Genomic DNA, 20,164 nt, shown 5'->3' on the forward strand with positions numbered 1-20,164 from the left:
GGCGGCCTCTCGTCGCGCCGCGGCCCGGTTACGGACGGAACCGCAGCACCTGCGGGTCGTGGTCGCTGATCTGGTCGTGGAACTCCGAGTTGATGTGCACGCTGTCGTACGCGAAGTCGCCGCGCCGGATCGACGGGCTGATCAGGATCTGGTCCAGGACCTGCTGGTTGCCCTGGTAGTCGTAGGTGTAACGCTCGTTCCGGGGCAGCGACTTGATCGCCGACCACAGTTCGCCGTGGCCTTCGAGGATCTTCGCGGTGCCGGAGAACTCGAAGTCGTTCATGTCGCCGAGCGTGATGACGTCGGCGTTCTTCTGGACCTTCAGGATGTCCTTGACGAAGGAGTTCACCTCGGTCGCCTGGAGGTGGCGCTGCACCTCGGAGCTGCGCGCCGGCGGCTGGTACTGCGCGGTCAGCCCCTGGTCGCCGCCCTTGGAGGCGAAGTGATTGGCGATCACGAAGACCGTGCGGCCGCGGAAGACGAACTCGCCGGCCAGCGGCTTGCGGCTGGACTTCCACGCGTCGCTCGCCGGGTCCACGCGGCCCGGGGAGGCGGTCAGGGCGGCCTTGCCGTGCACCTTGGTCACGCCGACGGCGGTGGTGGAGTCGCCGCCCGGGCGGTCGGTGAAGGAGACCCGCGCCGGGTTGAACAGGAACACCTGGCGGATGTTGCCGCCGGGCTCGCCGCCGTCCTGGTCGTTGACCGGGTCGATGGAGCGCCACTCGTACCGGGGGCCGCCGGCCGCCACGATCGCGTCGATCAGCTTGCCCACGGTCCGGCTCGCGCCGACCGTGCCGTCGTCGGTGGCGCCGTTGTCGTCCTGGATCTCCTCCAGGGACACGATGTCGGGCGAGTTGAGGTTGTGCACGATCGCCGAGGCGTGGGCGTCGAAGGTCGCGTCGGAGGGGTCGAGGTTCTCGACGTTGTACGTGGCCACCGCCAGTTCGCCGCGGGACTGCTTGGCGGTCGTCTCGCGCTGGAGGCCGCCGCTCTTGAGCGTGCCGAGCTGGGCGGCGACGAGCGTGTAGCCGCCGAACTGGTTGTAGTCCAGCGGGCCGACGGTGGCGCCGGCGAGGGTGTCGCCGACGTCGGCGACGGGGAAGTCGGCGGTGGCGCCGAGCGACTGGATCTGCAGCCGGCCGGTGTTCTGGGCGTCGTAGGAGCCGTACACCGTGCCGCCGCGGCGGCTCTTGTGCTCGTTCGGCTTCACCGTGACCCACAGCTCGCTGTACGGGTCGGTGCCGGTGACCACGCGGGTGTCGGCGACCTGGACGTTCATGCCCTCCAGCGACTCGTAGTAGTCGAGGGCGTAGGTGGCGGGCCGCAGCGTCAGGCCGTTGACCGAGCCGTTCGCGGCCGGGTCGCCGGCCGGGGTGTAGGCGGCCGGGACCGACCGGGCGTTGATCACGACCGGGGCGGGCACCGCGTTGCCGCTGGAGACGACGGTGACGACCGGCTTGGTGATCTCCGTGACGGACTGGTTGCCGCTGGAGGCGCCGCCGGGCACGTACTCCGAGACCGTGCCGGTCACCGTCACCGAGTCGCCCACGGCGACCTTCGGGGCGGAGCTGGTGAAGACGAAGACGCCCTCGCTGGTGGCCGGGTCGGCGTCCGGGTTCGGGTCCTGCATCCAGAAGCCCTTGGACGAGCCGTAGCCGCGCACGCCGGTGACGATTCCGGCCACGTCCGTGACCTTCTGGCCGGCGTACGGGGACGTCCGGGTGGCGCCCTGGATGTCGTGGATGCGTACGGAGTCCGCGTGCGCGGGCACGGTGAACAGGATCGTGGACGCCGCGGAACAGGCGGCGGCGACGGTCAGCGCGGCGAGACGCGCGGAAGACTTGCTCGGCAAGGAAATCCCTCCGGGGACATGACAAGCGCCGGGACGAGGGTGGAACAGTGGTGAAACTGAGGTGGTACGGGGGTGGAACAGGTGTGGCGCTGTGGTGACGCGCGTAGAAGACGGGTGCGGTGCGCAGCCGGACACCGACTTCTACGCGCGTCAATCTCCTGCCCGGCCAGGGCAGTTGTCAAGGTTTCGGCCATGTACGGAACCCGGCGGAGAGATGAACCGGGCGGCATGGGTGGAAATCCGTCTAGGCTGAGCGGCTGAGTCGTCAAGGCTTTCCGGGCCCGCCGGCACCCCTGCCCGCCAGGCCCCCAGGTCCGCTAGGAGAACCAGCCGATGTCAGACAGGTCCCCGCTCCCGCCGGTGCGGCTCGCTTCCGAACCGGAGCTGGCCCGGGACGCCCTCGCCACCCCGCTGCTCGCGCGCGCCGCCCGGCTCGCCCGCTGGGCCGGGCCCGCGACCCGGATCGACGCCGCCGGCGCGCTGGTGGAGGAGCAACTGCCCGCCGCGGCCGAGGTGCTGGGCCTGACCGGCGACGACGCGGCGGCCGAGGCGAGCGAGGCGTGGCGCGCGGCCGTCGACACCGGACTGGTCGAGATCGCCGACGAGAACAACGAGAACAACGAGGACAACGGCGAGGACACCGGCGCGGTGGCGGCCGGCCGGGAACTGCGCCTGCTCACCGGCGGTTCGCCCCACGACGTGCTCACCGTGTGGCTGAGCGTGCTGGACGCGGCGCTGGCGGACGCGAGCGTGCCCGACCTGGACGGCCTGATCGACGCGATGGACGAGGGCGGCACGGTCGACTTCGGCTCGCTGGAGTGGGATCCGCAGGCCGAGGCGGAGTTCCTGGACGGGGTGCTGACCAACCTCTACCTGCTCACCGTGGGCGAGGACGCGCCCGGCGGCCCGGTGCCGCTGCCCGCGCTCGCCGCCTCCATGATCGTCCCCAGCGACATGGGCGAGCCCACCAACGACATACTGCAGCAGGTCTCCGACGCGATGATGCGGCTGGACGACCAGTTCCGGCTGCTGGAGCCGGTGGGGCTGGTCGAGTACCGGCCGGTGGACGAGGCGCTGCTCGACGGCGCCGAGGACGGCGAGGGCGCTGACGGAGCCGGGGGCGCCGACGCGGCCGGGGGAGCGGGCGACGAGGCGTCGGCCCCGGTCGACGAGACGGACGTCAGCCGCTACGGCATGGTACGGCTCACCCCGCTCGGGCTGTACGGCATCCGTGCCCGGCTGCTGGACGCCGGGCACGAGGCCCCGGCGGTCGGCGACCTCGCCGACAAGGGCGCGGACGCGCTGCTCGACGGCACCGCCGCCTTCCCGCCCGCGGCCGCGCACGCCGAGACCGAGCTGTGGCTGGCCCGCCGCGAGCCGCTGGCCGCGGCCGGCGAACTGCTCGCCGCCGCGCGCGGCACGGACGCCGGGGCGCCGCTGCGGCGGCTGCGCTGCCAGCAGGCGCTGTCGCTGGTGGGCGCCGCCGCCGAACCCGCGCTGCGCGAGGTGCTCGACGACCGTGAGCTGGGCGGCCTGGCCCGGGTCTGGCTGACCGAGCGCGCACTGGCCGACGTGCCGCCGCCGTCACAGGACATGATCTTCTGGCTCACCATCGACACGGTCGCCGCGCAACTGGCCGCCGAGGGCGACTCCGCCGAACTGCACGCGCTCGTCCAGGGCCTCGCCGAGCAGCACGGCGGCTTCTTCGCGGCGGCCTGGCGGGTGGACCACCCGCAGACGGCGGACGTACTGGAGGCGATGGGCCGCCTGCACCCCGACAAGCGCATCGCCAAGGAGGCGCGCAAGGCCGCGTTCAAGGCGCGGAGCGGCCGGGGAGAGTAGAGCGCGTCGGCGGCCTGGGGCGCGGCGCGCTTCGGGCCGGTGGGGTGATGGACCGTTGGGACGGGGGCGCTCGGCGTGCGGGGGGTGAACCCGGAGCACCGCCCGTCGGCTCGGTGTGAGCCGGGGGTGCTCCGGGGGCCCCCGCCGGGGTTTCGTGGAGACCTCGCCGGGCGATGGACGCCGGCCGGCGCCGACGTCGGTTCGGCGGTGCGGGCGCGTCCGCGGTGTGGGTGTATCGGCGGTGCCGCTCGTCAGTGGGGTTCCGGCGTGGGCGTGGCGCTGGTGGCAGGCGTCGTCGCCGGGGCTGGATTCGAGGCGGAGGCCGGGGCCGGAGTCAGGGTGGAGGCGGGAGCTGGAGCCGGGGTGGAGGCGGGAGCCGGAGCCAGGGCAGAGGCGGGAGCAGGGGCGGAGGCGGGGGTCGGAGTCCGGGCGAGCGCCGGAGTCGGGGACGGCCCCGCGGCCGTGGGCGTGCGGCCGCCGGTGATGACGAACGCCGCCACCAGCAGCGCGGCGAGCGCGATCAGCGCGCCGACGCCGAACGCGCGGGCCGAGCCCTCGACCAGCACGGCGGACGGAGCGCCGGTCGCGTGCCGCGTGGCGGTGCCGAACACCGTCACCAGGACGGACAGCCCGAGCGTGCCGCCGAGCCACTGCAAGGTCTGGAGCAGACCGGAGGCCGCGCCGGCGTCCCGCGGCGTCACCTCCGCGAGCACCGTCGCGTTGAGCGGCATGAAGCTCAGCCCCATGCCCACGCCCAACAGCAGCAGCGGGCCGAGCAGCCCGGCCGCGTAGCCGTCGCCGGGCGTCAGCCGCCACAGCAGGACCGCCGCGCCGACGAGCAGCGTCATGCCCGTGACCAGCACCGGCTTCACGCCGGCGCGCGCCAGGAGGCGCGGTACGAGGCGCACGGTGGTGAACATGGCGGCGGTCATCGGCAGGAAGGCGAACCCGGCCCGCAGCGCGCTGTAGTCCAGGACGCGCTGGCAGATCAGGGTGAGGAAGTAGAACGCGCCGAACATGCCCGCGGGCAGCAGCAGGATCCCCGCATAGCCGCCCGCGCGGTCGCGGTGCGCGAGCAGGCGCAGCGGCATGACCGGCTGCGCGGCACGGGACTCCACGAAGGCGAACCCGGCCAGCAGGACGGCGGCCGCGGTGAACCCGGCCAGCGCCCGGCCGTCGCTCCAGCCCGTCTGCGACACGCGGACGAACGCGTACACCAGCGAGGTCGAGCCGGCGGTGCCGGTGAGGGCGCCGGCGACGTCGAACCGGCCCGCGTGACGTGGAGTCTCGGTGACGAAGCGGGGGAGTGCGAGGGCGACCGCCGCGCCGATCGGCACGTTGATCAGCAGGGACCAGCGCCAGGACGCCCACGAGGTGAGGACGCCGCCGAGCACCAGGCCGATGGAGGCGCCGATGCCGGCCATGGAGGAGTAGACGCCGAGGGCGTGGTGGCGGCGCGGGCCCTCGGGGAAGTTCGTGGTGATCAGGGCGAGGGTGTTCGGTGCGACGAGGGCGGCGCCGGCGCCCTGGAGCGCGCGGGCGGCGAGCAGCCAGGCGCTGTCGGTGGCCACTCCGCCGAGCAGTGAGGACAGGGCGAAGAGCAGGACGCCGTACGTCAGGGTGCGGCGGCGGCCCAGGATGTCGCCGATCCGGCCGCCGAGCAGCAGTAAGCCGCCGAAGACGAGGGTGTAGGCGTTCAGCACCCAGGACAGGCCGGTGGGTGAGAACCGCAGCTCCCGTTGGATGCCGGGAAGCGCTACGTTGACCACGGTGGCGTCGACGCCGACCATCAGGTAGGCGGTGACGATGACGAGGAGGGTGGCGCCGAGCCCGGCGGGCGGGAGCGGCGCGGAAGGCGCCTCGGCGGTGACGGACGGTGCGGACGGGACGGACATGCGGTTCTCCCGGTCTGGCGTCCCCCGGACGGGGGCAAGGACGCGCGGGCAGCGCGAACGGCCCGCGAGGAAAGCGGGGACTGTCTCCGTTTAGTCCTCGTCAACATACGGAGAGAGTCCCCGGTTTGCAAGGAGTAGGTGGATGTCGCAGGTCAGGCCCATGCGTGCGGACGCTCGGCGCAATTACGAGCGGTTGCTCGCGGTGGCCGCCGAAGCCTTCGCCGAGCAGGGGGAGAAAGCGTCGCTCGATGACATCGCCAAGCGCGCCGGGGTCGGCTCGGGCACGCTGTACCGGCACTTCCCCAACCGTCAGGCGCTGCTGGAGGCCGCCTACGTCGACCGGATCGGGGCGATCGCCGCGCGCGCCGACGAACTGGCGGCCGAACTGCCGCCGGGGGAGGCGCTGGTGGAGTGGCTGAACGAGCTGTGCGTGGGGACGATCAAGGCGCGTGGGCTGAAGGCGCTGCTGGGTTCGGCCGTCACGGACGGCAGCTCAGCGGCGGTCACGGTCTGCGCCGCGTCGATGCGGGGGGCGGCGACCCGGCTGGTGGAGGCGGCGCAGCGGGCCGGGGTCCTGCGGGCCGACGTCGAGCCGGTCGAGCTGCTGCGGCTGGCGCACGGGGTGACGACGGCCTCGGAGCTGGCGGACGACCAGGGCACGCACATCCGCCGCTATCTGACCCTCCTGACGGAGGGCCTGCGCGCCTGACCGCCGCCCGGCCCCTGACCGCCGCCCGGCCCCAGGCCGCCGCCCGGCCCCACTCCGGCGCCCGCTGCGGAACGGCGTGCGCCCTCCGGCCGGGACGCCCACCCCTGGCTGGGTGAGCCTTCTGCCGCCTGTGCCTCCGGCCGGGAGGAGGCGGCCCGGCCGGAAGGGGGCGCCCCGATCGGGAGCGAGTGCCCGGCGCGGGAGGGGGCGGGGTGCCGCGGTGGGGCGTGCGCGTCCCGGCCGGAGGGGAGTCCGGCGGGACGGTGTGCTCCCGGTGGTGGCGCGCTCCCGGGCGGAAGGGCGCCTCGCCTCCGGCGGAGGGCGGGGGCTACAGGGCCTGGGCCGCCGGCTTCACCATGTTGCGTACCGTGCGGGCCTTGAGGAAGTCGCCCAGGGCCGTCATCTCCCACTCGCCGGAGTACTGGCGGATGAGCTTGGCCATCAGGACGCCGGTCTGGGGCTCGGCGGAGGTGAGGTCGAAGCGGACGAGTTCCTCGTCGGTGGCGGCGTCCAGGAGTCGGCAGTAGGCCTTGGCGACGTCGCTGAACTTCTGGCCGGAGAAGGAGTTGACGGTGAAGACCAGGCCGGTGACCTCCTGGGGGAGGCGGCCGAGGTCGACCATGATCACCTCGTCGTCGCCCGCGCCCTCGCCGGTGAGGTTGTCGCCGGAGTGCTTGACCGCGCCGTTCAGGATGGACAGCTTGCCGAAGTAGCAGCTGTCGAGGTGGTTGCGCTGCGGGCCGTAGGCGATGACGGAGGCGTCCAGGTCGATGTCCGCGCCGCGGAACGCCGGCTCCCAGCCGAGCCCCATCTTCACCTGGGACAGCAGCGGGCGGCCGCCCTTGACCAGGGACACGGTCTGGTTCTTCTGGAGGCTGACCCGGCCCTTGTCCAGGTTGACCTTCCCGGTGCCCGGCGCGGGTGCGGCGGCGGCCGGCGGGGCCGGGGGAGCGGCCGGCGCCGGCGGGGTGACCTGGGGCCGCATCGCGGGCGGCGCGGGCGGCGGGGTCACGGGCTGCGGCGGGACGCCCGGGTGCGGCGCGGCGGCCGGGGCGGGCGCCGGTTCCTCCACCGAGACGCCGAAGTCGGTGGCGATGCCGGCGAGTCCGTCGGCGTACCCCTGGCCCACGGCGCGCGCCTTCCACTGGCCGTTGCGCAGGTAGATCTCCACGACCACCAGCGCCGTCTCGGCGCCGAGCCGCGGAGGCGTGAACGTGGCCAGCGCGGAGCCGGTGTCCGCGTCGCGCAGGGTGGCGGTGGGCTCGATGCCCTGGAAGGTCTGCCCGGCGGCGTCCGGGCTGGCGGTGACGACGATCTTCTCGATGCCCGGCGGCACGGCGGCGGTGTCCACGGTGATCGCGTCGGGCGCGCTGCCGCCGCCGGAGCGGTAGGTCACGCCCGGTCCGCTGGGCTGGTTGTAGAAGATGAAGTCGTCGTCGGAGCGCACCTTGCCGTCGGCGGTGAGCAGCAGGCCCGAGACGTCCAGCCGCACCGGGGCGGCGACGTCCACCGCCACGCGGGAGACGGTGAGGGGGATGTTCGAGCCGGGGGTCATAGCTGTCATGTGGGGGGTAACGAACGACGTCGTTTTGCCGTTCCCTTACCTGCCGGACGTGCTGCCGAACGGGTGACAGGCCCTACGCCGGGGCGGCTCCCGCGAGGGCCGGTGGGGTCCTCGCGGCGCCGGCTCGGGCTCAGTACGGCCAGATCGGCGGGTCGGTCACGAAGCGGCCGCCGAGGAAGGCGTCCGCCTCGTCGTCCGGGTCCAGGTCGCCCTGCTCGGCGATCAGTCTCCGGGCGTACGGCTCGGAGTCGTCCTGCGGCTCGTAGCCGAGCGCCCGCGCGCCGGTCAGGTCCCACCACAGGCGGGTGTTGGCGGAGGAGCCGTAGACGACGGTGTGGCCGACGTGCTCGGCGGTCAGGGCGGCGTGGAAGAGGCGGGCGGCGTCGGCGGGGCTCAGCCACAGCGACAGCATCCGCACATCGGTCGGCTCGGGGCAGCAGGAGCCGATGCGCACCGAGACGGTCTCCAGGCCGTGCCGGTCCCAGTAGAGCTGGGCGAGGTCCTCGCCGAAGGACTTGGACAGGCCGTAGAAGGTGTCGGGGCGGCGCGGGGTGTCGACGGGGATCAGCGGGTCCGTCCCGCGCGGGCGGGGGGTGCGGCCGACGGCGTGGTTGGAGGAGGCGAAGACGATCCGGGGGACGCCCTCCGCGCGGGCCGCCTCGTACAGGTGGTGGAGGCCCTCGATGTTGGCCTTCAGGATCTTCTCGAACGGGGCCTCCAGGGAGATGCCCGCGAGGTGGACGACCGCGTCGACACCTCGGACCGCCTCGCGCAGCGCCGCCGTGTCGGCGAGGTCGGCGGTGATGGCCCCGGGCTCGTCCGCCACCGGCCGCACGTCCAGCAGGCGCAGTTCGTAGCCGTACCCGGGCAGCAGGTCCCGCATCAGGGTGCCGAGCCCGCCGGCGGCGCCGGTGAGCAGAACGGTGCGGGGAGCGGGCATCGGCGGTCTCCTGGCGTCGAGCGGCCGAGCGGCCGTATGCATGGACGGAATTCACATGCGTGGACACGCTAGGGACAGGGGTCCCGCTCCGTCAAGTGCGCCGCGCAGACGTGGAATCCGCCGCGAATCCGCCGCCGCGTCGCCCCCGCGTGCGCTTGACCGGCCGCGAGGGGGCCACGTAGCGTGCGATTGTTCATGCATATGGACGTCGATCAGAAACGTGAGCGCCTGTCCCAGGGAGAGCCCGTGCCGCCAGCCGCCCCCCTCGCCGAACGCCTCAGCCTCACCGGCGGGCCGCTGTTCTTCCCCGTCACCGCCTACGGCCCCGACGGCCACGTCGATCCCGCCGCCTACCGCGCTCATGTCCGCGACGGCATCGACCACGGCGCCGCCGCCGTCTTCGCGTGCTGCGGCACCGGGGAGTTCCACGCACTCACCCCCGAGGAGTTCCAGGACCTGGTGCGGGCGGCCGTCGAGGAGAGCGCCGGGCGGGTGCCGGTCGTCGCGGGCGCCGGCTACGGCACCGCCCTCGCCGTCCGCTACGCCCGCCTCGCCGAGGCCGCGGGCGCCGACGGACTGCTCGCCCTGCCGCCCTACCTCGTCGTCGCGGGGCAGGAGGGACTGCTGCGCCACTACCGCGAACTGGCCGCCGCCACCGCGCTGCCGGTCGTCGTCTACCAGCGCGACAACGCCGTGTTCACCCCCGCGACGGTCGTCGAACTCGCCCGCACGGACGGGATCGTCGGCCTCAAGGACGGCGTCGGCGACCTGGACCTCATGCAGCGCGTCGTCAGCGCGGTGCGCACCGACGTGCCGGACGGCTTCCTCTACTTCAACGGGCTGCCCACCGCCGAGCTGACCCAGCTCGCCTACCGCGGCATCGGCGTCACCCTGTACTCCTCCGCCGTCTTCTGCTTCGTCCCCGACCTCGCCCTCGCCTTCCACCGGGCGCTCGGCGAGGGCGACGACGCCACCGCGCACCGGCTCCTGGACGGCTTCTACCGCCCCTTCGTGGAATTGCGCGACCAGGGCGCCGGCTACGCGGTCTCGCTGGTGAAGGCGGGCGTACGGCTGCGCGGACTCGACGTCGGCGCGGTGCGGCCGCCGCTGCACGAACCGGCCGAGGAGCAGGTGGCGCAACTCGCCCGGCTGATCGAGCACGGCCGCGCGCTGCTCGGGCGGGAGGCGTGAGGGCGGGCGCGTTCCTCTATCCCTGGGACGTCGTCGGCGACCCCGGCGCGGCCGCCCGTACCGCCGCGCTCGGCGTCCGGTCGGTGACCCTCGCCGCCGCCTACCACTCCACCCGCGCGCTCACCCCCCGCCACCCGCGCCACCGCGTGGTCACCGCCGGGCACGCCGCCGTGCTCTACCCGCCCGGCGACCGCTGGCGGGGCCGCGCGCTCCACCCGTACCCGGCCGGCGACTGGGCGCCCGGCGACGCGTACGGCGAGGCGGCCGACGCACTGGCGGCGGCCGGTCTGGACGTGCACTCGTGGGTGGTCCTCGCGCACAACTCCCGCCTGGGCGAGGACCATCCGGACACCTCCGTCGTCAACGCCTACGGCGACCGCTACCCGTGGGCGCCGTGCGTCGCGCAGCCCGCCACCCGCGCCTACCTGGTCGACCTGGCCGCCGAGGCGGCGGTGCGGCCCGGCGCGCACGGCACCGAGCTGGAGTCGCTCGGCTGGTACGGGCTGGCCCACCCGCACGCCCACGACAAGACCGCCGGGGTGGCCCTCGGCGAGGCCGGGCAGTACCTGATGTCGCTGTGCTTCTGCCCGTCCTGCCGCACCGGCTACGGCGAACACGGCCTGGACGCCGACCGGTTGGCGCACACGGTGCGCGCCGCGCTGGAACCGGTGTGGCGGGGCGCGCCCGAACCGGAGGGCTGGGCCGGGGTCGCGGAGCTGCTCGGGGAGGAGACGGCGTGGGCCACCCGCGCCTGGCGCGAGGAGCGGGCCCGCACCGTGCAGGAGGCGGCGGTCGCGGCGGTGCGCGCGGCGGCCCCGGACGGCTTCCGGGTGCTGCTGCACGCCGACCCGGCGCCCTACCGCTGCGGCGCCAACGCCGGGGTGGACCCCGCGCACATCCTGTCCGTCGCCGACGGCGTCGTGGTGCCGTGCACGGGCGGAGCCGGACGGCTCGCCCCGTTCGCCGGGCGGGGCCGCGCGGGCGCCGTCCTGGCCGCCAACCTCACCGTCGTCTCCGGCATGGGCGGCCGTCCGGACACCCTGGCCGCCGACGCCGCCCGCGCGCGTGACCTCGGCGCGAACGAACTGCGGCTCTATCACGCCGGGTTGGCGTCGGACGCCGATCTGGCGGCGGTGCGCTCGGCGCTCGGCCGGCTCTGAGCCGCCCGCACCGGCCGACGGCGCGCCCCGCGCGCGGTCAGCCCCCGGTCAGCCCCCGGTGAGGAATTGCGTATCGATCGGGTAACTCCTCTCGCGCCCCGGACGTGATGCGCGTAGACAATGCGTGACCTGGTGCATCACCCACCAACCGGATCCGGAGAACCCATGCGGAAGTCCCTCAAGGCGACGGCCCTCGCCGCCAGTTGTGCCGTCGCCGGCGTCGCCCTCTACGGTGCGGGCGCCGCCACCGCCGGCCAGTCGACGGCCAACTCCACCCACGAGCCCTACAACATAGGGCTGCTGACCAAGGACATCGACACCTACTACGGCACCGCCGTCGACGCCGACGGCGTGTACCAGGCGTCCCCGAGCAGCCAGTACGCCAAGGACCTGGCGCGCGTCGACGCCGACGCCAAGCGGCACATCGACCAGGCGGCCCGCAAGGCGCAGCACCACAAGGGCCAGAAGAAGCCCGCCGTCGTCTTCGACATCGACGACACGCTGCTGCTCAGCCTGGACTACGAGAAGAAGAACAACTACGGCTACAGCAGCGCCTCCTGGGCCGCCTACGTCGACCAGGCGAACCGGCCGGAGGTCTTCGGCAGCCCCGAACTCGTCCGCTACGCCGCGAGCAGGGGCGTCGCCGTCTTCTACAACTCGGGCCTGACCGAGGCGCAGCGCACCGCCGCCGTGCAGAACCTGAAGAAGGTCGGCGCGGACGTGAACCTGGACGCCGGCCACATGTTCCTCAAGGACGCGGCCAACCCGCCGGCGTACCTGAAGGACTGCGCGACCCCGGGCGCCTGGAAGTGCACCACCGTCCAGTACAAGTCCGGCACCCGCAAGCACATCGAGGACCTCGGGTACGACATCGTCGCCAACTTCGGCGACCAGTACTCCGACCTCGACGGCGGCTACGCCGACCGCACCTACAAGCTGCCGAACCCGACGTACTTCGTCAGCTAGCTCTCCCCGGTCCTCCGAGGGCTTCGCGGACGTGCCCCGCCGGCCGACGCCGACGGGGCACGCGCACAGCCGGGCACGCGCACGACCGGGCACGCGCACGACCGGGCACGCGCACGACGACGCACGCGCACGACGACGCACGCGCACGACGGGCGGCCGGGCGGCCCGCTCAGTCCCGCAGGACCAGCACCACTTCCTCGATCTCCTCGCCGCGCGCCTCGGCGAACCCCCGGGCCCGCGCGACCGGCCGGAAGCCGCACTTGTCCAGCACCCGCAGCGAGCCCGCGTTGTCCGCCGCCGCCCGTGCGTACAGCGGGCGTTCGGGCACCTCGGCGAGCAGGGCGCTGAGCGCCGCCGTGGCGATGCCGCGGCTCCAGAAGGCGCGGTCGACCCAGTAGGTGACCTCGCGTTCGCCCGGCTCGCCGTAGACCGCCGTGCTGCCGACCACGTCGCCGTCGACCAGGATCGTGCGCAGCACGGCGCCGGAGGCGCGTATCGTCCGCCAGTGCGCGTCGAAGGCGTCCCGGTCGGCCGGGTCCTTCGGGGTGAAGGCGGCCGTCCGCAGCGCCTCGGGGTCGTTCAACTGCCGGTAGAACACGGGCAGGTCGCTGTCGTGGACCGCGCGAAGCGCCAACTGCATGACTCAGAGCCTCCGGGTGGCGAGGGTCAGCCGGTCGCGGGCGTCGAACAGGGCGTCCTTCACCATCTGCTCGTGCGCGGGCGTCAGCCGCGCCACCGGGACCGAGCAGCTGATCGCATCACGCGCCGGGGTGCGGTACGGGATCGCCACGCCGAAGCAGCGCAGCCCGAGGGTGTTCTCCTCGCGGTCCACGGCGAAGCCCTGCTCGCGGACCTGGTGCAGCTCCTCGATCAGCCTCTCGCGGTCGGTGATGGTGTTCTCGGTCAGCGCGGGCAGCGTCTCGGGCAGCAGCGCGCGCACCTGCTCGTCGGTGTACGTGCTCAGCAGCGCCTTGCCGAGCGAGGTGGAGTGGGCCGGCAGCCGACGGCCGACGCGGGTGAAGGGGCGCAGGTAGTGCTGCGACTGGCGGGTGGCGAGGTAGACGACGTTGGTGCCGTCCAGACGCGCCAGGTGGATGGTCTCGGTGGTGTCGTCGGAGAGCCGGTCCAGGGTGGGCCGGGCCGCCGCGACCACCTCGTCGCCGTCGATGTAGGAGGTGCCGACCAGCAGCGCCCGCACGCCGATGCCGTAGCGCGTGCCCGTCGCGTCGGTCTCCACCCAGCCCAGCTCCACCAGGGTGCGCAACAGCATGTACAGGCTGGACTTGGGATAGCCGACGGCCTCCTGGACCGCGGCCAGGGAGTGCATGCCGGGCCGGCCGGCGAAGTATTCGAGCAGTTCCACGGTCCGCACGGCGGACTTGACCTGCGCTCCGCCGCCTGTCTCGGCTGCCGCCATCGCCCTTGACCCCTTCGTTCCACGGGAAATAGTCTCCGACGCATATTCATCACCAGAGACAGCGTTCAGTATATCGAACAGCGCTGCGGGGTGACGTACGTACTGCGGCAAGACATCTGGAGGGACCCGCGGTGGCAGCAGCACCAGTCTGGAGTGTCGATCCCCGTACCGGGAAGCAGCGGGAACAGGTCGCCGTGGAGGCCACGGCAGAGGAGGTGGACGCCGCCGTCCGCGCCGCCCGCGCCGCCCGCGCCCCGCTCGCCGACCGGACCGTGCGGGCCGCCTTCCTGCGCACCGCCGCCTACCGCCTGGCGGCCGCCGAGGACCGGCTGGTCGAGGCCGCCGACGCGGAGAGCGCCCTCGGACCGGTCCGGCTCACCGGAGAACTGGCCCGGACCTGCTATCAGTTGCGCGCCTTCGCGGACATCGTCGAGGAGGGCGCGTTCCTCGACGTGGTCATCGACCACCCCGACGACACCGCCACCCCGCCCGTCCCGGACCTGCGCCGCCACAAGGTGCCGCTCGGCGTGGTCGCCGTCTACTCCGCCTCCAACTTCCCCTTCGCCTTCTCGGTCGCCGGCGGCGACACCGCCAGCGCGCTGGCGGCCGGCTGCCCGGTCGTCGTCAAGGCCCACCCGGACCACCCGGCGCTGTCCGAGCTGGTTGCCCGGGTGGTGCGCGGGGCCGCCGCCGCGCACGGCATCCCGGGCGGCGTCCTCGGCCTGGTCCACGGCTTCGACGCCGGCGTCGAACTGGTCCGCCACCCGCTGGTGAGCGCCGCCGGCTTCACCGGCTCGGTGCGCGGCGGCCGGGCGCTGTTCGACGCGGCGGCCGCCCGGCCGGCGCCGATCCCGTTCCACGGCGAGCTGGGCTCGCTCAACCCGGTCCTGGTCACCGAGGCGGCCGCCGCCGAGCGGGCGGAGGCCGTCGGGACCGGGCTCGCCGGGTCGATGACGCTCGGCCTCGGACAGTTCTGCGTCAAGCCCGGCCTGGTGCTCGTCCCGGCGGGCGCCGCGGGCGACCGGCTGGTCAAGTCCCTCATGGACGCCGTCAGCGACACCGCGGCGGGCGTCCTGCTCGACCACCGGATGCGCGACCACTTCCTCGCGGGCGTCGCCGAGCGCGCCGCGCTGCCCGGCGTCGACAGCCCGGTCACCCCGGGCGCGGGCAGCGCGCACACGGTCAGCCCGGGCTTCCTGACCGTCCCCGCGGCCAGGCTGACCGGCGCCGGCGCCCACGACCTGCTCCTGGAGGAGTGCTTCGGGCCGGTGACCGTGGTGGCCCGCTACGCCGACGAGGACGAGGCGACCGCCGTGCTCGCCCGGCTGCCCGGCAACCTCACCGCGACCGTCCACCTGTCCGCAGGGGAGGCGGCGGGCGAGGGACGCGGCGCGCGGCTGCTGGCCGAGCTGACCCCGCTCGCCGGACGCGTCGTCGTCGACGCCTGGCCGACCGGCGTCGCGGTGGCCCCCGCCCAGCACCACGGCGGCCCCTACCCGGCGACCACCTCCACCTCCACCTCGGTCGGCGCCGGCGCGATCGAACGCTGGATGCGGCCGGTGGCGTACCAGAACACCCCGCCCGCGCTGCTCCCGCCCGAACTGCGCGACGACAACCCGCTGGGGCTGCCGCGCCGCTGTGACGGACGCCTGGAACGCTGAGCCGGACACCGGCGCGGACGGCGCCCCGCGCGCCGTCCGCACCGGGGGAATGAAACCGCGCTGCTTGAACGTTCACATACGGTGCGGAGGGCGGTCGCCGTCCGCGTTCCATGCGAGCTGGAGAGAACCGAGAACATGCGCGTCGAGATCTGGTCGGACATCGCCTGCCCCTGGTGCTACGTGGGAAAGGCGCGGTTCGAGAAGGCGCTGGCGGGCTTCGCGCACCGGGACGGCGTCGAGGTCGTGCACCGTTCCTTCGAGCTGGACCCCGACCGCGCCAAGGACGACGTCCAGCCCGTGCTGACCATGCTCACCGCGAAGTACGGCATGAGCGAGGCGCAGGCGCGGGCCGGCGAGGACAACCTCGGCGCGCAGGCCGCCGCCGAGGGACTGGACTACCGCACCCGGGGCCGCGACCACGGCAACACCTTCGACATGCACCGCCTGCTGCACCTCGCCAAGGAGCGGGGCCGGCAGAGCGAGCTGCTGGACGCGCTGTACCGGGCGAACTTCGCCGAGGAGCGCTCGGTGTTCGCCGAGGGCGACGAGCGGCTGGCCGAACTGGCGGTCGCCGCCGGGCTCGACGCCGACGAGGCGCGCGGGGTCCTCGCCGACCCGGCCGCCTACGCCGACGAGGTCCGCGCCGACGAGCGGGAGGCCGCCCGGCTCGGCGCCGGCGGAGTGCCGTTCTTCGTGCTGGACCGCAAGTACGGCGTCTCCGGCGCCCAGCCCGCCGAGGTCTTCGCCCAGGCCCTCGCCCAGGCGTGGGACGAGCACCAGCCGCTGACCCTCCTCCAGGACGGCGACGGCGGCGGCGACGGCGGCGCGGACGTCTGCGGCCCGGACGGGTGCGCGGTGCCGCGGTCCTGACGATCCTGGTGTCTTCGCAGGTCAGCTGCGACGCATAAGGAGAGCTTGGAGAAGCCGGGCCGAACGACGTGATGGACTTCGACTTCGCGGGGCCGCACAGTGGACCCATGGAGACCTTCGAGACCCTCGTCCGCGCCGAGTTCGCTCCGAGGAACACCTATCTGAACACCGCGAGCCTCGGGCTGCTGCCGGCCCGTACGGTGGCGGCGCTGCACCATGCCGTCCAGGCGGCGGCCGACGGGCAGCCCACCGACATGTTCGCGGACGTCGAGGCCGCCCGGGCGAGCTTCGCCCGGCTGCTGCGGGTCCCCGGCCGCCGGGTGGCGGCCGGCGGCTCGGTCGCCGTCTACAGCGGTGTCATCGCCGCCGCCCTGCCCGAGGGCGCCGAAGTCGTCACCGCCGAGGACGACTTCAGCTCCGTGGTGAACCCGTTCCACGTCCGCGGCGACCTGAAGGTGCGCGGCGTGCCGCTGGAGCGGGTCGCCGACGCGGTACGGCCCGGCACCGCGCTCGTCGCGGTGAGCGCCGCCCAGTCGGCCGACGGCCGGATCGCCGACCTGGCCGCCGTCCGCGCGGCCGCGCGCGAGCACGGCGCGCGCACCTACGTGGACGCCTCCCAGGCCGCCGGCTGGCTCGACCTCGACGCCGGCGCCTACGACTTCGTCTCCGCCGTCGCCTTCAAGTGGCTGCTGTGCCCGCGGGGCGTGACCTTCCTCGTCGTCCCCGAGGACTTCGGCGGACTGCGCCCGCTGTTCGCCGGCTGGGTGGCGGGCGAGCGGCCCTGGGACAGCTGCTACGGCCCGGTCGGCGAACTCGCCCAGTCCGCCCGGCGGTTCGACGAGAGCCCCGCGCTGTTCTCCTACGCCGGCGGCCGCCGCTCCCTGGAACTCCTGGAGGAACTGGGGGCGGACGCCGTGCGCGCCCACGACCTCGCCCTCGCCGACCGGTTCCGCGCCGGCCTGCACTCGCTCGGCCACGAGCCGATCCCCGCGCCGGCCTCCCCGATCGTCTCCGTTCCCGGACTCGGCTCCCGGCAGGGCGAGTTGAGCGGGGCGGGGATCGAGGTGTCCGACCGCGCGGGCAACCTGCGCGCCGCCTTCCACCTCTACAACACACCGGCCGACGTGGACCGCCTCCTCGACGTCCTCGCCGGCTGACCGGCCCCCGGCCCGCAGGCCCTTGCCCCCACGAGACACGGGGCGGGGCCCTCCCGTCCCACCGGAGAGGGCCCCGCCCCGCGTCTCAGCGCGCGGTCACCGCACGGGGGTGAAGTCCCGCGCGCCGATGAAGTCGGGGCGGCGGATCGGGGCCGCGAAGGGGTCCACCGCCGTGTTCTCCACACTGTTGAACACGATGAAGACGTTGCTGCGCGGGTACGGCGTGATGTTGTCGCCGGAACCGTGCATGCAGTTGCAGTCGAACCAGGTCGCCGACCCGGCCCGGCCGGTGAACAGCCGGATGCCGTGCTCGTCGGCCATCGAGGTCAGCGCCGCGTCGGACGGGGTGCCCGCGTCCTGCATCTGCAGCGACTTCTTGTAGTTGTCCTTCGGCGTGGCCCCGGCGCAGCCGAGGAACGTCCGGTGCGACCCCGGCATGATCATCAGGCCGCCGTTGGTGTCGAGGTTCTCGGTCAGCGCGATCGAGACGGACACCGTCCGCATGTTCGGCAGCCCGTCCTCGGCGTGCCAGGTCTCGAAGTCCGAGTGCCAGTAGAAGCCGCTCGCCCCGAAGCCCGGCTTGACGTTGATCCGGGACTGGTGGACGTACACGTCCGAGCCGAGGATCTGCCGCGCCCGGCCGACCACGCGCTCGTCGCGCACCAGCTTCGCGAAGACCTCGCTGATCCGGTGCACTTCGAAGACCGAGCGGATCTCCTGGGACTGCGGCTCGACGATGGACCGCTCGTCGGCCCGGATCGCCGGGTCGGCCACCAGCCGGTCCAGCTCCCGCCGGTAGACGGCGACCTCGTCGTCCGTGATCAGCTGGTCGACGGGGAGGAAGCCGTCCCGCTCGAACGCCTGGAGGTCGGCGTTCGCGATCGGACCGGGTGTGTCGGGAGAGCCCCAGACGACCGGGTCCTGACGGGGGACGGACACCTCGGCGGCGCCGCGGGTGGGGTAGAGGTCCCGCACGGTCGCGGTCGACACGGCCTGGGTGGTCATGGCCTCGGCGGTCATGGCCTCACACCTCCTCGGGCTCGGGCTCGGTGAGCAGCGGGTAGACGCCGTTCTCGTCGTGGTCCTCCCGTCCGGTGACGGGCGGGTTGAACACGCAGACGCAGCGGAAATCCTCCTTGACCTTGAGCGTGTGCCGCTCGTGGCCGTTGAGGAGATACATGGTGCCGGGCGTGATCGTGTACTTCTCGCCGGTCTCCCGGTCGGTCAGCTCGGCCTCGCCCTCGACGCAGACGACCGCCTCGATGTGGTTGGCGTACCACATCGACGTCTCGGTGCCCGCGTAGAGGATCGTCTCGTGCAGCGAGAAGCCGACCCTCTCCTTGGCCAGGACGATGCGCTTGCTCTCCCAGGTGCCGGACGCCGCCTTCACGTGCCGGTCGGTGCCTTCGATCTCCTTGAACGAACGGACGATCACGGTGCTGCCTGCCTCCTCGCAGGTGGTGACGGATGTTTCTCGCAGGTGTGACGGGTTGCCCCGCGGTGGGTGCCGTCGCGGGCGGCGCGTGGCGCCGCCGCCCGCGACGGCGATCGGCTCAGGCGGTCTCGCGGACCGCGCGGGCCAGGACGCTCATGCCCTCGTCCAGTTCCTCCGGCGTCATGGTCAGGGCCGGCAGCAGCTTGACGACCTCGCTCTCCGGGCCGGAGGTCTCCACGAGCAGGCCGAGTTCGAAGGCGCGCCGCGCGATCCGGCCGGCGCGCTCCTTGTCGTGGAACTCCAGACCCCACACCAGGCCGCGGCCGCGGTACTCCTTGACGTCGGCGAGGTTCTCCTCGGTGATCGAGACGAGCCACTGCTCGACCTGCTCGCCGCGGGTGCGGGTCTGCTTCTCCATCGCCGCGCCGTCCGCCCAGTACGTCTCCAGGGCGGCGGTGGCGGTGACGAAGGCCGGGTTGTTGCCGCGGAAGGTGCCGTTGTGCTCGCCGGGCTCCCAGATGTCCAGCTCGGGCCGGAACAGGCACAGGGACATCGGCAGGCCGTAGCCGCTGATGGACTTCGACACCGTGACGATGTCCGGGGTGATGCCCGCCTCCTCGAAGGAGAAGAAGGCGCCGGTGCGGCCGCAGCCCATCTGGATGTCGTCGACGATCAGCAGCATGTCCTGGCGTGCGCACAGCTCGGAGAGGGCGCGCAGCCACTCGGCCCGGGCGACGTTGATGCCGCCCTCGCCCTGCACGGTCTCCACGATCACGGCGGCCGGCTTGTTGAGGCCGGAGCCCTGGTCCTCCAGCAGCCGCTCGAACCACAGGAAGTCCGGGACCTGGCCGTCGAAGTAGTTGTCGAACGGCATCGGCGTGCCGTGCACGAGCGGGATGCCGGCGCCGGCCCGCTTGAAGGAGTTGCCGGTGACCGCGAGGGAGCCCAGCGACATGCCGTGGAAGGCGTTGGTGAACGACACGATCGCCTCGCGCCCCTTCACCTTCCGTGCCAGCTTCAGCGCCGACTCCACCGCGTTGGTGCCGGTCGGGCCGGGGAACATCACCTTGTACGGCAGGTCGCGCGGGCGCAGCACCAGGTTCTGGAAGGTCTCCAGGAAGCGGCGCTTGGCGGCGGTGGACATGTCCAGGCCGTGGGTGATGCCGTCGCGGTCCAGATAGTCGAGCAGCGCCCGTTTCAGGACCGGGTTGTTGTGGCCGTAGTTGAGTGAGCCGGCACCCGCGAAGAAGTCGAGGTACTCGTGGCCGTCCTCGTCGTACAGGCGGCTGCCGCGCGCGCGGTCGAAGACGGTGGGCCAGCCGCGGCAGTAGCTGCGCACCTCGGACTCCACGGTCTCGAAAACGCTCAGGTCCGGCTGGGTGATGGTCACGACGAAATCGCTCCTCGGGTGGGGGAGTGGGAGGTCGGTCGAGTCGGGGGAAGAGGGGGTGTCGGGCGGGGGTTCGCGGTGCGGCGGGCGGACGGGCCGGTGCGGTCCCGTTCCA

17 protein-coding genes are annotated in these 20,164 nt (G+C 73.5%); 8 read left to right on the forward strand and 9 right to left on the reverse strand.

Going from position 1 to position 20,164, the window contains the following annotated elements:
* Positions 1-28: 28 nt before the first annotated feature.
* Positions 29-1,852: an endonuclease/exonuclease/phosphatase family protein gene (locus tag ABEB07_RS21590; RefSeq protein WP_345669874.1), complete on the reverse strand. Its 1,824-nt coding sequence runs from the start codon at positions 1,850-1,852 to the stop codon at positions 29-31.
* Positions 1,853-2,185: 333 nt separating this feature from the next.
* Here ABEB07_RS21590 and ABEB07_RS21595 point away from each other — a divergent pair, with 333 nt between their 5' ends.
* Positions 2,186-3,694, forward strand: a complete 1,509-nt coding sequence (locus ABEB07_RS21595; RefSeq protein ID WP_345669875.1) for a hypothetical protein — start codon at positions 2,186-2,188, stop codon at positions 3,692-3,694.
* A 251-nt stretch (positions 3,695-3,945) separates the two neighbouring features.
* Here ABEB07_RS21595 and ABEB07_RS21600 read toward each other — a convergent pair whose 3' ends face one another.
* Positions 3,946-5,589, reverse strand: a complete 1,644-nt coding sequence (locus tag ABEB07_RS21600; protein ID WP_345669876.1) for an MFS transporter — start codon at positions 5,587-5,589, stop codon at positions 3,946-3,948.
* Positions 5,590-5,731: 142 nt separating this feature from the next.
* On the opposite strand from ABEB07_RS21600, the gene ABEB07_RS21605 reads away from it, so the two are divergent.
* Positions 5,732-6,298, forward strand: coding sequence for a TetR/AcrR family transcriptional regulator (locus ABEB07_RS21605; protein WP_345669878.1), 567 nt, complete (start codon positions 5,732-5,734; stop codon positions 6,296-6,298).
* A 328-nt stretch (positions 6,299-6,626) separates the two neighbouring features.
* On the opposite strand, the gene ABEB07_RS21610 is transcribed toward ABEB07_RS21605, so the two are convergent.
* Positions 6,627-7,853 (reverse strand): TerD family protein, encoded by a 1,227-nt coding sequence (locus ABEB07_RS21610; protein WP_345669925.1) that lies wholly within the window; start codon positions 7,851-7,853, stop codon positions 6,627-6,629.
* A 139-nt stretch (positions 7,854-7,992) separates the two neighbouring features.
* Complete coding sequence (locus tag ABEB07_RS21615; protein WP_345669880.1) at positions 7,993-8,802, reverse strand: NAD-dependent epimerase/dehydratase family protein; 810 nt, start codon at positions 8,800-8,802, stop codon at positions 7,993-7,995.
* A gap of 201 nt (positions 8,803-9,003) precedes the next feature.
* Here ABEB07_RS21615 and ABEB07_RS21620 point away from each other — a divergent pair, with 201 nt between their 5' ends.
* The 3 genes from ABEB07_RS21620 to ABEB07_RS21630 all read left to right on the forward strand — a co-directional run bounded on the left by ABEB07_RS21620 (position 9,004) and on the right by ABEB07_RS21630 (position 12,119).
* Complete coding sequence (locus ABEB07_RS21620; RefSeq protein ID WP_425589049.1) at positions 9,004-9,993, forward strand: 5-dehydro-4-deoxyglucarate dehydratase; 990 nt, start codon at positions 9,004-9,006, stop codon at positions 9,991-9,993.
* Positions 9,990-11,153 (forward strand): hypothetical protein, encoded by a 1,164-nt coding sequence (locus ABEB07_RS21625; RefSeq protein ID WP_345669882.1) that lies wholly within the window; start codon positions 9,990-9,992, stop codon positions 11,151-11,153. The genes ABEB07_RS21620 and ABEB07_RS21625 overlap by 4 nt, the downstream gene beginning before the upstream one ends.
* 165 nt (positions 11,154-11,318) lie before the next feature.
* Positions 11,319-12,119 carry an HAD family acid phosphatase gene (locus ABEB07_RS21630; protein WP_176148482.1) on the forward strand — a complete coding sequence of 267 codons (801 nt, stop codon included), beginning with the start codon at positions 11,319-11,321 and terminating at the stop codon, positions 12,117-12,119.
* Between the two features lie 169 nt (positions 12,120-12,288).
* On the opposite strand, the gene ABEB07_RS21635 is transcribed toward ABEB07_RS21630, so the two are convergent.
* Entirely contained in the window at positions 12,289-12,759 is a 471-nt protein-coding gene (locus tag ABEB07_RS21635) for a GNAT family N-acetyltransferase (RefSeq protein WP_345669883.1), read from the reverse strand.
* 3 nt (positions 12,760-12,762) lie between these two features.
* Positions 12,763-13,536 (reverse strand): IclR family transcriptional regulator, encoded by a 774-nt coding sequence (locus ABEB07_RS21640; protein ID WP_345669884.1) that lies wholly within the window; start codon positions 13,534-13,536, stop codon positions 12,763-12,765.
* Between the two features lie 131 nt (positions 13,537-13,667).
* On the opposite strand from ABEB07_RS21640, the gene ABEB07_RS21645 reads away from it, so the two are divergent.
* The 3 genes from ABEB07_RS21645 (at position 13,668) to ABEB07_RS21655 (ending at position 17,224) form a co-directional block, all read left to right on the forward strand.
* Positions 13,668-15,197, forward strand: coding sequence for an aldehyde dehydrogenase (NADP(+)) (locus tag ABEB07_RS21645; RefSeq protein WP_345669885.1), 1,530 nt, complete (start codon positions 13,668-13,670; stop codon positions 15,195-15,197).
* A gap of 135 nt (positions 15,198-15,332) precedes the next feature.
* Complete coding sequence (locus tag ABEB07_RS21650; RefSeq protein ID WP_345669886.1) at positions 15,333-16,067, forward strand: DsbA family oxidoreductase; 735 nt, start codon at positions 15,333-15,335, stop codon at positions 16,065-16,067.
* A 71-nt stretch (positions 16,068-16,138) separates the two neighbouring features.
* Positions 16,139-17,224 carry an aminotransferase class V-fold PLP-dependent enzyme gene (locus ABEB07_RS21655; protein WP_345669926.1) on the forward strand — a complete coding sequence of 362 codons (1,086 nt, stop codon included), beginning with the start codon at positions 16,139-16,141 and terminating at the stop codon, positions 17,222-17,224.
* Between the two features lie 96 nt (positions 17,225-17,320).
* Here ABEB07_RS21655 and thpD read toward each other — a convergent pair whose 3' ends face one another.
* From thpD to ectB, 3 genes are all read right to left on the reverse strand, one after another.
* Positions 17,321-18,244 (reverse strand): ectoine hydroxylase, encoded by a 924-nt coding sequence (gene thpD, locus ABEB07_RS21660; RefSeq protein ID WP_425589050.1) that lies wholly within the window; start codon positions 18,242-18,244, stop codon positions 17,321-17,323.
* A gap of 4 nt (positions 18,245-18,248) precedes the next feature.
* A complete protein-coding gene (locus ABEB07_RS21665; protein ID WP_176148476.1) occupies positions 18,249-18,659 on the reverse strand; it encodes an ectoine synthase in 411 nt (136 codons plus the stop codon).
* Between the two features lie 118 nt (positions 18,660-18,777).
* On the reverse strand, positions 18,778-20,049 hold the full coding sequence (gene ectB / locus ABEB07_RS21670; protein WP_345669887.1) for a diaminobutyrate--2-oxoglutarate transaminase: 1,272 nt from the start codon (positions 20,047-20,049) through the stop codon (positions 18,778-18,780).
* Positions 20,050-20,164 lie beyond the last annotated feature (115 nt).

Origin of the sequence: Streptomyces similanensis, assembly GCF_039543625.1 — a bacterium.
Classification (GTDB): Bacteria; Actinomycetota; Actinomycetes; order Streptomycetales; family Streptomycetaceae; genus Streptomyces; species Streptomyces similanensis.

Coding starts and splice junctions, on each gene's coding strand:
- ABEB07_RS21595 (WP_345669875.1), top strand. CDS start 2,186: ATGTCAGACAGGTCCCCGCTCCCGCCGGTGCGGCTCGCTTCCGAACCG.
- ABEB07_RS21600 (WP_345669876.1), bottom strand. CDS start 5,589: ATGTCCGTCCCGTCCGCACCGTCCGTCACCGCCGAGGCGCCTTCCGCG.
- ABEB07_RS21605 (WP_345669878.1), top strand. CDS start 5,732: ATGTCGCAGGTCAGGCCCATGCGTGCGGACGCTCGGCGCAATTACGAG.
- ABEB07_RS21610 (WP_345669925.1), bottom strand. CDS start 7,853: ATGACCCCCGGCTCGAACATCCCCCTCACCGTCTCCCGCGTGGCGGTG.
- ABEB07_RS21615 (WP_345669880.1), bottom strand. CDS start 8,802: ATGCCCGCTCCCCGCACCGTTCTGCTCACCGGCGCCGCCGGCGGGCTC.
- ABEB07_RS21620 (WP_425589049.1), top strand. CDS start 9,004: ATGGACGTCGATCAGAAACGTGAGCGCCTGTCCCAGGGAGAGCCCGTG.
- ABEB07_RS21630 (WP_176148482.1), top strand. CDS start 11,319: ATGCGGAAGTCCCTCAAGGCGACGGCCCTCGCCGCCAGTTGTGCCGTC.
- ABEB07_RS21635 (WP_345669883.1), bottom strand. CDS start 12,759: ATGCAGTTGGCGCTTCGCGCGGTCCACGACAGCGACCTGCCCGTGTTC.
- ABEB07_RS21640 (WP_345669884.1), bottom strand. CDS start 13,536: ATGGCGGCAGCCGAGACAGGCGGCGGAGCGCAGGTCAAGTCCGCCGTG.
- ABEB07_RS21650 (WP_345669886.1), top strand. CDS start 15,333: ATGCGCGTCGAGATCTGGTCGGACATCGCCTGCCCCTGGTGCTACGTG.
- ABEB07_RS21655 (WP_345669926.1), top strand. CDS start 16,139: ATGGACTTCGACTTCGCGGGGCCGCACAGTGGACCCATGGAGACCTTC.
- thpD (WP_425589050.1), bottom strand. CDS start 18,244: ATGACCGCCGAGGCCATGACCACCCAGGCCGTGTCGACCGCGACCGTG.